Below are 10,147 nucleotides of genomic sequence, written 5' to 3'. Positions count from 1 at the left end.
CCGTCCGTCGTACCGCGGCCACGCGCTAGCCTCAGCCACCACCGACACCGTCTGGGAGGCTCCCGATGAACGCAGCTGTCCGGCACGAACCGCGCACCGCGGAACGGGAGTACGACCTCGTGCTCTTCGGAGCGACCGGGTTCGTGGGGGCGCTGACCGCCGAGTACCTCGCGGTGCACGCCCCCGCGGACTGCCGCTGGGCCCTCGCGGGACGCGACCTCGCGAAGCTGGAGCGGCTGCGCGAGCGACTGACCGCCCTCGACCCGCGCTGCGCGGACCTGCCGCTGCTGCGCGCGGACGCCCAGGACGCCGCGGCCACCCGCGAACTGGCCGCCTCCACCCGCGTGCTGGCCACGACCGTGGGGCCGTACGTCCTGTACGGGGCCCCGCTGGTGGCCGCCTGCGCCGCGGCGGGCACCGACTACCTGGACCTGACCGGCGAGCCGGAGTTCGTCGACCGGATGTACGTCGAGCACGACGCACGGGCCCGCGAGAGCGGCGCCCGGATCGTGCACGCCTGCGGGTTCGACTCCGTCCCGGCCGACCTCGGGGCGTACTTCACGGTCGGACAGCTGCCGGCCGGGGTACCGCTGACCGTGGACGCGTTCGTGCGCTCCAACGCCCTGTTCTCGGGCGGCACCTTCACCACCGTGCTCACCGCGCTGGGCCGCGGACCGCAGAACCTGGCCGCCGCCCGCGCGCGCCTCATCCACGAGCCCCGGCTGCTGGGCCGGCGGGTACGGGTGCCCGTGGGCGCCCCGCGCTTCAGCCGGGAGACCGGCACCTGGGCGCTGCCGCTGCCCGTCCTGGACGTGCAGGTCGTGGCCCGGTCGGCGGCCGCGCTGGAGCGGTACGGCCCGGACTTCCGCTACCGGCACTACGCCTCCGTGCGGCACCTGCCGGTCGCCGTGGGCGGTACGGCCGCGGTCGGCGGGGTGGCCGCCCTCGCGCAGATCCCGCCGGTGCGGCAGTGGCTCGCGGACCGCTGGGAGCCGGGCCAGGGCCCGGACGCGGAGCGGCGGGCGCGGAGCTGGTTCAGCGTGCGGTTCGTGGGCGAGGGCGGCGGCCGGCGGGTCTTCACCGAGGTCTCGGGCGGCGACCCGGGGTACGGGGAGACCGCGAAGATGCTGGCGGAGTCCGCGCTCTGCCTGGCCTACGACGCCCTGCCCGAGCTCTCCGGCCAGCTGACCACCGCCGTGGCGATGGGCGACGCCCTGCTGGACCGGCTCCGACACGCGGGCATCCGCTTCCGGGTGGCGGCTTCCGACTGAGCCGCGCTCGCGGTCGCGGGGGCGGGGCCTACTCCGTGGCTTCGCGCAGGGCCCGCCGGCACAGGGAGTCGGCGTGCCGGGTGCTCTCCGGGATCCGGAAGCGGGGGCTCAGCGCCAGGGCGTGCGCGCAGGCGTTGTCCAGGGACACCCGGTGGCCCACGGAGACGTACACGGGCTTGATCCCGTCCTGCGTGCGCAGGGCCCGCCCCACGACCTCGCCGTCGGGCGCGCGCAGCGGGGAGAGGTCCCCGCGGCGGGCGCCCGGTTCCTCGTACGTGAAGGTGAACGGGTTCTTCGCCACGCCGATGGCGGGCAGCCCGGTGACCACGCCGAGGTGGCAGGCGAGCCCGAAGCGGCGCGGGTGGGCCAGCCCGTAGCCGTCGCAGACGACCAGACCGGGCGTGACCGTCAGCGCCTCCAGCGCGGCGAGCACGGTCGGCAGCTCGCGGAAGGCCAGCAGTCCGGGCACGTAGGGGAAGCTGACGCGGCCGACGGAGGTGGCCTCCTCGACGACCCGCAGGGTGGCGGCGTCGAGGACCACGGCCGCGGCGGCCACCAGGTCGCGCTCGTCGTCGTAGGCCACGTCCACCCCGGCGATCAGCCCTTCGCCGGGCGGGGGTCCGGTTTCGGTCAGGACGACCCGGTCGCGCAGTTCGTCTTGTATCGCCTTGGCCTCGGCCTCGTCGGCGGGGGTCTTCGCTCTCGTCATAGTGGTGCGAGAGTAGCCTGGCGATCATGTTCGTCATGGAGCTCTCCTACACCGCGCCCCTCGAAGCCGTCGAAGAAGAGATGGACGCGCACCTCGCCTGGCTGGACGGCTATTACGCCGCCGGCATCTTCCTCGCCTCGGGCCGCAAGGTCCCGCGCGACGGGGGCGTGATCCTGGCCGGCGGGGTGTCCCGCGCGGAGATCGAGAAGATCGCGTCCGAGGACCCCTTCACGGTGGCGGGGGTCTGCGCCTACCGCATCACCGAGTTCCTCGCGACGAAGACCTCGTCGGACCTGGCGACGGTACGGGAGAACCCGGCGCTCTAGGCCGGTCCGGAGCCCGCCTTGGGCCTGTGGAGTGAGCGGGAACCGGCCGTACTGCGGCCGCTCCGGGGCCTGCGGACGGGCCCCGGAGGCCCGTGCCGCCGGTCACCCTGTGCGATCACACAGGCGGGTTCAGGCCAATCGGTGACACAGCTCACTCCAGGTCGCGTGCACGGATTCGCCGGTTCACGCGTCTATCCCGTTGCCGGGCCCCCACCCCGCGGTCCGGCACGAGATCCGCCGCAAGGGAGCGAGCCTTGATCACTGTCATCGAGCAGGCCGTGCAGGCCCGACTGGTCGCCACCGCGCCGAAGGTCGACACCGTACCCGTCACGCTCTGCTACGACCGGTCGGATCCCTTCGCCGTCCGGATGGCCTTCCCCGCACCCGCGACCCTGGAGGGCGTCGAGGTCTCGTGGACCTTCTCGCGCGAGCTGCTGGAGTACGGGCTGGACCGCCCGGCCGGCTGCGGGGACGTGCGCGTGCGCCCGTACGACGCCGACCGGACCACCGTGGAGTTCCACGCCCCCGAGGGAGTCGCGATCGTGCTGATGGTGACGGCCGAACTGCACCGCTTCCTGGAGCGGGCCTCGACGATCGTGCCGCCCGGCCTGGAGCACCTGTACCTCGACATGGACCAGAGCCTCGCCGAGCTGATGCGCGACTCCTGCTGACGCGCCGGTGCGCTCCGCCCCGGCCCGTTTAATTCGCTTGCCCGCCGCTCCGGCCGCCCCGTAGCTTCGTAGACGCCCCATCGCCGTCGAAACGGAGCAGGACGTTGCTTCTCTGAGGTCCGAGACACACCGACCACCGCCCTCACCCGCGGTCTCCTGTGTCTCCCCCGCGTTGCACTCACCACTCACGCAACCTGGAGGCCTCCATGAGTCCTGCTCCCCTGTTCATCACCTGCTCCGACCTGTCCTTCGACTGGCCCGACGGCACCCCCGTCTTCGACGGGTTCCAACTGGCCGTCGGCCCCGGCCGTACCGGCCTGATCGGGCGCAACGGCTGCGGCAAGTCCACCCTGCTGAAACTCATCGCCGGGGAACTCTCCCCGACCGAGGGCCAGTTGACCGTGGCCGGCACCGTCGGCCAGCTGCCGCAGACCGTCACCTTCGACACCTCCCTACGGGTGGACGAGGCGCTCGGCGTCCACACCGCCCGGGCCGCCCTGCACGCCATCGAGGCGGGCGAGGCGACCGAGGCCAACTTCGCGGCCGTCGGCGACGACTGGGACGTGGAGGAACGGGCCCTCGCCACGCTCGACCAGCTCGGGCTCGGCCGGATCGGCCTGGACCGCACCACCGGCGAACTGTCCGGCGGGGAGTGCGTGCTGCTCCGGCTGGCCGCCCTGCTGCTGAGCCGTCCGGACGTCCTGCTGCTCGACGAGCCCACCAACAACCTCGACCTGCGGGCCCGGCGCCGGCTGTACGCGGCCGTCGAGTCCTGGTCCGGGGTGATGCTCCTGGTCAGCCACGACCGGGAACTGCTGGACCGGGTCGACCAGATCGCCGACCTGCGCGACGGCGAACTCCACTGGTACGGCGGCAACTTCACCCAGTACGAGGAGATGCTCGCGGTCGAGCAGGAAGCGGCCGAGCGGATGGTCCGGGTCGCGGAGGGCGACGTACAGCGGCAGAAGCGCGAACTGGCGCAGGCGCACGCCAAACTGGCCCGGCGCAAGCGGTACGGCCAGAAGATGTGGGACACCAAGCGCGAGCCGAAGATCGTCATGGGTGCCCGCAAGCGCGCGGCGCAGGAATCGGCGGGCAAGCACCGCATCATGCACACCGAGAAGCTGGCCGAAGCCGAGGAACGCCTCGACCAGGCGGAGCTGGCGGTGCGCGACGACGCCGAGATCCGGATCAAACTGCCCGCGACCCAGGTCCCGCCGGGCCGCCGCGTGCTCACCCTGAGCGCGCTCCACCCGGCCCACGGTGCCGCGATCGCCGGCGAGTGGGAGCTGCGCGGTCCGGAACGGATCGCCCTGGTCGGGGCCAACGGCTCGGGCAAGACCACCCTGCTGCGCACGATCGCGGGGGAACTGGCCCCGCTGTCGGGCGAGTCGGTGACCCACGTCCCGGTGCGGTTCCTGCCGCAGCGGCTCGACGTACTGGACGACGAGCGCTCGGTCGTGGAAAACGTGGCGCGGTTCGCCCCGCACGCGACGAACAACCTGATCCGGGCGCGGCTCGCGCACTTCCTGTTCCGGGGAGCGCGGGCGGACCGGCCGGCCGGCACCCTGTCGGGCGGCGAGCGGTTCCGGGCGACACTGGCGGCGCTGCTGCTCGCGGAGCCGGCCCCGCAGCTGCTCATGCTGGACGAGCCGACGAACAACCTGGACCTGGCGAGCGTACGGCAGTTGACCGACGCCCTGGACTCCTACGAAGGGGCGCTCGTGGTGGCCAGCCACGACGTGCCGTTCCTGGAGTCGATCGGCATCACGCGGTGGCTGCTGCTCGACGAAGGGCTGCGGCCGACGACGGCGGAAGAGGTCCACCAGTCGTGGCACGGGTGACCCGCGCCTGCGGTGACTAAGCCTGCCGTGAGCTGCGCTAACGCGGCAAGGGCAGTAACGCCCAGGACTTGGTGCCGCCCATCGGGGTGAGCACCGGGGTGAGCCCCCAGTCCCCGCCGCAGGCCTCGACCACCGCCGAGAGCAGCCACATCCCGCGGCTGCGGCGCCGCCGGCACTCCTCGCTCGCCTCGGGCGAGGAGTGCGCGGGGTGCTGGTCGAAGACGACGATCCGCAGCGCGTCGAACTGCCAGCGGACCTTGAGCACCATCTCCTTGTCGGGCGTGAACCGGTAGGCGCAGGCCACGAGTTCGGAAGCGGCCAGGGCCGCGTTGTCGCACAGGTCGGGCAGTCCGTGCCGGACGAGCAGGGACCGCAGCGCGCCCCGGGCGCTGCCCGCGCAATGGGCGCCGCCCGGCAGGCCTATGGAGTAGCTCAGTTTCTCCGCCCCTGGCGGGGCCTGCCGGAACTCGTGGACCGACCGCAGGCCACGGAGAGTGCCCGTCATCGTGCTGCTCCAAGGTTCTGAGGTGCTGAATGCGCTGATGGCCGTGTGGTCATACAAGAGCTCGAGGTCGCCCCGTGTGAGACTTGCGCTACCGACCGTAGCGCAACGTGGTGCACAGTGCTACTACTTGTACGACGACTTGATGTTTTCTCAGGGCATTTCCGGACTCGTGAGGGTGCACCCGCATGCCCCGGCCGGAGGAGAGGGGACCTGTGCCACCGAGGAGTACGCCGACCGCGCGTCAGCAGCGCCTGGGCTCCGAGCTGCGCAAACTCCGCGAACAGTCGGGCATGACGGTGCAACAGGCCGCGGCGCTCATGGGGGTGGACCGCACCAGGATCCCCAACATCGAATCCGGCCGGATCGCCATCGGCGCCGAGCGTGTCCGCACCCTCGCCTTCAACTACGACTGCCCCGACACGGGGCTGGTCGACCTGCTCGCCTCCATGGCCCAGGAGCGCGAGAAGGGGTGGTGGGAACAGCACCGGGGCATGCTGCCGCCCGCGCTCCTGGACATCTGCGAACTGGAGCACCACTCCGTCGCGTTGCACACCGCCGTGACCACGCACATACCCGGACTGCTGCAGACCGAGGCGCACGCGCGGGCCGTCTTCGACACCGCCAACCCGCCGCTGCCCGAGCCCGACCTGCAGGCGCGGCTCGCCCTGCGGATGCACCGCCAGCAGGTGTTCGCGCGCGAGGCGCCGCCGCTGTACGAGGCGGTCGTGCACGAGGCGGCGCTGCGGATGCAGTTCGGCGGTCCCAAGGTGGCACGGGCGCAGCTCGAACACATATTGGAACAGTCGGAGCGGGCGCGTACGACCGTGCGCGTGATTCCGTTCACCGCCGGCGGGTTCCCCGGCGCCGGCCAGTCCTTCACGTACGCGGCCGCCACGATCAGCGAGCTGGACACCGTGCAGCTGGACAGTTCGCACGGCTCGATGTTGCTGGATTCGCAGATGAAGCTGCTCCGCTACCGGGGCCTGCTGGAGCGGCTGCGCTCCCTGGCACTGCCGGCCCGCGACTCCCGCGATGTCATCCGCGCCCTCGCACAGACCCTCTGACCGGGCCGACCGGCCGACCGGCTGACTGACCACCTGACCGGATCCGACGAGGAGACGAGAGAACGACATGGGCACGACGACCACGACCGCGACCACCCCGGCGACCCCGTCGGCGACGGCGGGCATCGCCTGGGACGAGGCCTTTTGCAGCGAGGGGGCGAACTGTTTCCGCTTCGGGCGGGACGCCGAGGGGAAGGCGTACATCGGAACCACCGAGTCCGCCGCCTACGTCACCGACTCGATCGATGCGCTCCGTGCGCTGATCTCGGCCGTCAAGGCGGGAGCAGCGGACCACCTGCTCGCGTGACTTTAGTCCCTTCAGGCCACGCCACACCCCCTTCGAACTGCGCAGATAACGGGATGTAACCGGACATAGGTCCCTGTGGGGCTTGGCTGGTCTTGATGTCGCGCTTAACCTACGACTCCGTAGGCTACGGAACCGTAGGTAATTCGCTTTGCACTCAGGAGTACCCGTGACGATCACCTCTCCCCACCTCGGCAGCTCGGAGGCGTGGACGGACGCCAAGCTGCTGTTCGCGCTGGAAGAGGTGGTCGAGAAGGAACTCAACCGCCATCTGAAGGTCACCAAGGACTGGATGCCCCACGAGTACGTCCCGTGGAGCGACGGCCGGAACTTCCCCGGTTTCTTCGAGGACGGCGAAGCCTGGGACCCGCAGCAGTCCAAGGTCACCGAGATCGGCAAGATCGCGCTCGTCGTGAACCTGCTGACGGAGGACAACCTCCCCAGCTACCACCACGAGATCGCCTCCCTTTTCGGCCGCAACGGCGCCTGGGGCACCTGGGTGCACCGCTGGACCGCCGAGGAGGGCCGTCACGGCATCGTGATGCGCGACTACCTGCTGGCCTCGCGCGCCGTGGACCCGGACAAGCTCGAAGCATTCCGGATGCAGCACATGTCGGAGGGGTTCGAGTCCGACAACCGGCACTCGATGCTCCACTCCGTGGCGTACGTGGCCTTCCAGGAGCTCGCGACCCGCATCTCGCACCGCAACACCGGCCACCAGTCCGGTGACCCGGTCTGCGACCGCATGCTGGCCCGCATCGCGCAGGACGAGAACCTGCACATGGTCTTCTACCGCAACCTGCTGGGCGCGGCCTTCGAGCTCGCCCCGGATCTGACGATGCAGGCCGTACGGGACGTCGTGGTCGACTTCCGGATGCCCGGACACGGGATGCCCGGCTTCGAGCGGATGGCCGCGCAGATGGCGATCGGCGGGGTCTACAACCTGCGGATCCACCACGACGACGTGCTGAGCCCCGTGATCCGCTTCCTGAAGATCATGGACATCGACGGCCTCGGCCCCGACGGGCAGAAGGCCCAGGAGGAGCTGGGCCTGTTCATGGACGGCCTGGACTCCGAGGCCCGCAAGTTCGACGAGCGGCTCGCCGCCCGCGCCGCCCGCATCGCGGCCCGCAAGGCCTGATCGCACGACCTGACCGGTTTCCGCTCGCTCGGGCGGGTGACGGCGATTGCCCTGGCAGAGCCCCGCTCTGCCAGGGTTTCGCGTCATGACCGCCATGACGCCGCTCCAGGTCGAGATCGACCAGCTGGCCCGCCTCACCAACGCCCTGGACACCTCGCTGACCGCGCTGCGCGAGGCCCGGCGGGAGCTGGACCACGTACGGGCCGACCAGTTGGGGACGGCTGACCTCGACGCGGCGTGCGACGGCTTCCAGGAAAGATGGGGCCACGGCACCAAGGAGCTCGCCGGGCGGATCAAGACCGTACGCGAGGGCGTGCGCCGCAGCGCCGCCGAGTACGCGGAGCTCGAAGAGGCCATCCGCGCGGCCTTCCGGCAGGCGGCGGCGGCCCGTGACTGACTCCCCCGCGGCCGGCCCTTCCTCGGCGGGCTCCCCCTCGGCCGGCTCCTCCGCCGGTCCCTCCGCGGCCGGCCCTTCCTCGGCCGGTCTGGCCGCGCTCGGCTTCGACCCGGCGCCGGGGAGCCCGGACGCGGTACGGGCCCTGGCGAAGAAGCTCCGCTCCTCCGCGGACAGCCTCGCGGAGACCTCCCGCGTCGTCGACGCCCTGGTCTCCCACAGCTCGGCCTGGCAGGGCGAGGCCGCCACCGCCTTCCGCGCCTCACTGTCGCAGGAGCTGCCCCGCCACCTCCACGCGGCCCACGCCTCCCTGGCGGAGGCGGCGCGCAGGCTGACCGGCTGGCACGACACCCTGGCCGCCCACCGCAGTCTGGCCGCCGGCTACGCGTCCCGGGCGGCCGCGGCCACCACCGAAGAGGCGCTCGCCGACGCCCGCCGCCTGGCGCGCGAACTGGCCTCGGAGCACTCGGCGGCGGCCCGCAGGGTGGCGGACACGCTGACCGCGACGGCGCAGCGGCTGGCTCCGAAGGAGCCCGGGGTGCTGGAGTCGGTCTGGAACAAGATCGTCGAGGATCCGGCCGACGCCCTCTCGAACGCCGCGGCCGTTCTGGGAGCGGCCGGTGCGGGCATCGCCCTCTTCTTCCCGCCGGCCGGGATGGCGGTCATGCTCGTCGCGGGCGGGCTCTCGCTGGCCGCCCTGACCGCGCACCTCGCCGACCCCGGCTTCCGCAAGCCGCTGACCGAGGGATTCACCCGGGGCAAGTTCGACGCCGCGTTCTGGAAGAACGGCGTGACCCTGCTCGGCGACGGCCTCGGGGCCGTACCGGGCGTGGCCGCGGTCGCCTCGGGCGCGCGGGCCGGTACGGTCGCGGCCCGCGCGGCCATGGCGGTGCCGGAGGCCGGCGCCCTGGCGGGCGTCTCGCCGGGCGCGGGTGCCTTCGCCCGCACGACGTGGAACACCGCGGACGAGCTGCGGAAGGTGGAGAACCCGCTCTCCTCGTGGGCGCTGCGGTCCTCGACGCCCGAGGTCAGGGAGCGGGTGGGGGTGGCCGTGGCCGCCACCGGAGCGGCCACGGCCGCCGCCGACTACACCGGTGACGACCCGGCCGTGGACCGCGGCTCCACGGCGGTGGACGGCACCCGCCTCGTCGTGGAGGACGGTCCGTCCACGGCCGCGAAGACAGCCCGCCTGTGGACGCTGGTGCAGCCGTGACGCACCACGCCGTCCCACCGGTCTGGTTCCGGCTGCCTCCCGGATTCCACGACATCGGCCCCGAGGACCGGAGCGCCCTGGAGGAGGTCGCCGGTGCCCTGGCGGCCCTGGGCGGCTCCGTCGACGGCGCGGGTACGGGTACGGGTACGGGAGGGGATACCGGAGCCGGTGCGGCGGGGTCGCAGCTCGCCGGGCTGATGGACAGCCTCGACGCACTCGCCGGCCAGCCCGGACTGCACCTGGTCCACACCGCGGTCGGCCTCCATCCCGAGGGCCCCGAGGCCGTCTCGACCTCGCTGTTCACCCTCACCGCCCGGGCCTCGGACGAGGCCGGAAGCGGGGCCGGAGCCGGAGCCGGTGTGGCACGGACGGCCCTGGCACTCGCCCGCTCGGCCCCCGGGAGCGGCTCGACGCGCAGGTTCCTCGATCTGGCCTCGGGCCTCCCGTGCGCCCTGGTCAGCGGGGTCGTCCCGGCCCCCGGTACCGGCCGGGGGCTGTTCCAGGGCAGGGCCGTCACGGCCCATCCGGAGGGACGCCACCTGTTCCTGCTCGACCTGACCAGCGCGGCAGCCGAGCACGCAGCCGCGTACACCGACGTCCTCGAGGCGATCGCGCACACGATCGCCTTCGCCGATCCGAGGCCGCCAGGGCCGCCGAAGCCCGGCGGCGCCGGGACCTCGCGGATCCTGGAACTGCTGGGGTGAC

12 protein-coding genes are annotated in these 10,147 nt (G+C 72.4%); 10 read left to right on the top strand and 2 right to left on the bottom strand.

Features of this window, described 5'->3' with window-relative positions; genetic code table 11:
* Positions 1 to 65 precede the first annotated feature (65 nt).
* Positions 66 to 1,271, top strand: coding sequence for a saccharopine dehydrogenase family protein (locus ACFWNV_RS29510; RefSeq protein WP_383952914.1), 1,206 nt, complete (start codon positions 66 to 68; stop codon positions 1,269 to 1,271).
* A 28-nt stretch (positions 1,272 to 1,299) separates the two neighbouring features.
* Here the strand turns inward: ACFWNV_RS29510 and ACFWNV_RS29505 are convergent, their stop codons facing one another.
* Entirely contained in the window at positions 1,300 to 1,980 is a 681-nt protein-coding gene (locus tag ACFWNV_RS29505) for an endonuclease V (RefSeq protein ID WP_383952912.1), read from the bottom strand.
* Between the two features lie 26 nt (positions 1,981 to 2,006).
* On the opposite strand from ACFWNV_RS29505, the gene ACFWNV_RS29500 reads away from it, so the two are divergent.
* The 3 genes from ACFWNV_RS29500 to ACFWNV_RS29490 all read left to right on the top strand — a co-directional run bounded on the left by ACFWNV_RS29500 (position 2,007) and on the right by ACFWNV_RS29490 (position 4,821).
* Complete coding sequence (locus tag ACFWNV_RS29500; RefSeq protein ID WP_383952910.1) at positions 2,007 to 2,306, top strand: YciI family protein; 300 nt, start codon at positions 2,007 to 2,009, stop codon at positions 2,304 to 2,306.
* Between the two features lie 254 nt (positions 2,307 to 2,560).
* Complete coding sequence (locus ACFWNV_RS29495; protein ID WP_383952908.1) at positions 2,561 to 2,977, top strand: SsgA family sporulation/cell division regulator; 417 nt, start codon at positions 2,561 to 2,563, stop codon at positions 2,975 to 2,977.
* Between the two features lie 206 nt (positions 2,978 to 3,183).
* Positions 3,184 to 4,821, top strand: coding sequence for an ABC-F family ATP-binding cassette domain-containing protein (locus ACFWNV_RS29490; protein ID WP_383952906.1), 1,638 nt, complete (start codon positions 3,184 to 3,186; stop codon positions 4,819 to 4,821).
* Between the two features lie 37 nt (positions 4,822 to 4,858).
* Here the strand turns inward: ACFWNV_RS29490 and ACFWNV_RS29485 are convergent, their stop codons facing one another.
* Positions 4,859 to 5,326, bottom strand: coding sequence for an ATP-binding protein (locus ACFWNV_RS29485; RefSeq protein ID WP_383952904.1), 468 nt, complete (start codon positions 5,324 to 5,326; stop codon positions 4,859 to 4,861).
* A gap of 212 nt (positions 5,327 to 5,538) precedes the next feature.
* Here ACFWNV_RS29485 and ACFWNV_RS29480 point away from each other — a divergent pair, with 212 nt between their 5' ends.
* The 6 genes from ACFWNV_RS29480 (at position 5,539) to ACFWNV_RS29455 (ending at position 10,146) form a co-directional block, all read left to right on the top strand.
* Positions 5,539 to 6,390: a helix-turn-helix domain-containing protein gene (locus ACFWNV_RS29480; protein ID WP_383952902.1), complete on the top strand. Its 852-nt coding sequence runs from the start codon at positions 5,539 to 5,541 to the stop codon at positions 6,388 to 6,390.
* 67 nt (positions 6,391 to 6,457) lie between these two features.
* Positions 6,458 to 6,697 (top strand): hypothetical protein, encoded by a 240-nt coding sequence (locus ACFWNV_RS29475; RefSeq protein WP_308401466.1) that lies wholly within the window; start codon positions 6,458 to 6,460, stop codon positions 6,695 to 6,697.
* Positions 6,698 to 6,863: 166 nt separating this feature from the next.
* Positions 6,864 to 7,835 carry an acyl-ACP desaturase gene (locus tag ACFWNV_RS29470; protein ID WP_327303295.1) on the top strand — a complete coding sequence of 324 codons (972 nt, stop codon included), beginning with the start codon at positions 6,864 to 6,866 and terminating at the stop codon, positions 7,833 to 7,835.
* A gap of 85 nt (positions 7,836 to 7,920) precedes the next feature.
* Complete coding sequence (locus ACFWNV_RS29465; RefSeq protein WP_383952899.1) at positions 7,921 to 8,232, top strand: hypothetical protein; 312 nt, start codon at positions 7,921 to 7,923, stop codon at positions 8,230 to 8,232.
* Positions 8,225 to 9,442 (top strand): putative T7SS-secreted protein, encoded by a 1,218-nt coding sequence (locus ACFWNV_RS29460; RefSeq protein ID WP_383952897.1) that lies wholly within the window; start codon positions 8,225 to 8,227, stop codon positions 9,440 to 9,442. The genes ACFWNV_RS29465 and ACFWNV_RS29460 overlap by 8 nt, the downstream gene beginning before the upstream one ends.
* Entirely contained in the window at positions 9,439 to 10,146 is a 708-nt protein-coding gene (locus ACFWNV_RS29455; RefSeq protein ID WP_383952895.1) for a hypothetical protein, read from the top strand. Before ACFWNV_RS29460 ends, ACFWNV_RS29455 begins: the two co-directional genes overlap by 4 nt.
* Position 10,147: the final 1 nt, after the last annotated feature.

Source organism: Streptomyces sp. NPDC058401 (assembly GCF_042722885.1).
GTDB lineage: Bacteria > Actinomycetota > Actinomycetes > Streptomycetales > Streptomycetaceae > Streptomyces.
Note: the sequence above shows the minus strand (reverse complement) of the source record. Positions and strands in the feature narration are given on the sequence as shown.

Coding starts and splice junctions, on each gene's coding strand:
- ACFWNV_RS29500 (WP_383952910.1), top strand. CDS start 2,007: ATGTTCGTCATGGAGCTCTCCTACACCGCGCCCCTCGAAGCCGTCGAA.
- ACFWNV_RS29510 (WP_383952914.1), top strand. CDS start 66: ATGAACGCAGCTGTCCGGCACGAACCGCGCACCGCGGAACGGGAGTAC.
- ACFWNV_RS29490 (WP_383952906.1), top strand. CDS start 3,184: ATGAGTCCTGCTCCCCTGTTCATCACCTGCTCCGACCTGTCCTTCGAC.
- ACFWNV_RS29505 (WP_383952912.1), bottom strand. CDS start 1,980: ATGACGAGAGCGAAGACCCCCGCCGACGAGGCCGAGGCCAAGGCGATA.
- ACFWNV_RS29465 (WP_383952899.1), top strand. CDS start 7,921: ATGACCGCCATGACGCCGCTCCAGGTCGAGATCGACCAGCTGGCCCGC.
- ACFWNV_RS29475 (WP_308401466.1), top strand. CDS start 6,458: ATGGGCACGACGACCACGACCGCGACCACCCCGGCGACCCCGTCGGCG.
- ACFWNV_RS29485 (WP_383952904.1), bottom strand. CDS start 5,326: ATGACGGGCACTCTCCGTGGCCTGCGGTCGGTCCACGAGTTCCGGCAG.